1 protein-coding gene and 1 pseudogene are annotated in these 629 nt (G+C 42.4%); both read right to left on the bottom strand.

Features of this window, described 5'->3' with window-relative positions:
- Positions 1-71: 71 nt before the first annotated feature.
- Positions 72-347, bottom strand: coding sequence for a PAAR domain-containing protein (locus EAE93_RS24015; RefSeq protein WP_036814578.1), 276 nt, complete (start codon positions 345-347; stop codon positions 72-74).
- Positions 340-594, bottom strand: a pseudogene (locus EAE93_RS24010) (hypothetical protein); the annotation flags it as partial. The gene EAE93_RS24015 and the pseudogene EAE93_RS24010, both read right to left, overlap by 8 nt.
- Positions 595-629: the final 35 nt, after the last annotated feature.

Raw genomic sequence — 629 nt, 5'->3', positions numbered from 1 at the left:
ACCGATTAAAATCATACGTTAAAAAAATAACTTTTAATCACAGTTTAAAACCGTCCTTTCAATTAAAGGCTTTAGCATTGGATAATTATGACCGTACTTTTACCGGTCGGGCAACCACAATTAACAAAGTGTCCCTCCAGCGCGACAGGTATTCCTTGTATATTGAACAAGTTAGAACCTTCCGCAATCGCGCCGGTTTGTTTACAGGCGGGACAAAACACCGGAGCACCTTTACAGGCAACCGAGAGTTGTTGGTTTACCAAATCGGAACCATTTAAAACCTCACCTCCGGTTATTGTGGTATCGCCTTTAAGGATAATTTTTTTACTTTCCACGACACTGCGCATTATTTTCCGGCGAATATTTTCTTAACCCTTTCAGCTCATGACTGTGAAAACGCAGATGAGTACCGAACTCCTCCCGAAAACGCTGGTAGCAAGCCAGAATGCGCTGTTTTTTCTCTAGGGTGTAGCCTTGTTTAAAAAACAGGGTGATAGAAATCCCAAGACGAGAAACAGTCAGCCCATCGCCATTGAGGAAGGTAAACGCGGTCAGTTGTGATTTCAACTGGGCAAAGTAATCTACAGTTTCCATCATTTTCTCTGTGAGTTATGAGTCGGTGGATAATC

This window comes from Photorhabdus akhurstii (assembly GCF_018448925.1).
Taxonomy (GTDB): Bacteria; Pseudomonadota; Gammaproteobacteria; order Enterobacterales; family Enterobacteriaceae; genus Photorhabdus; species Photorhabdus akhurstii.
This window is presented reverse-complemented; position numbering and strand designations above follow the sequence as displayed.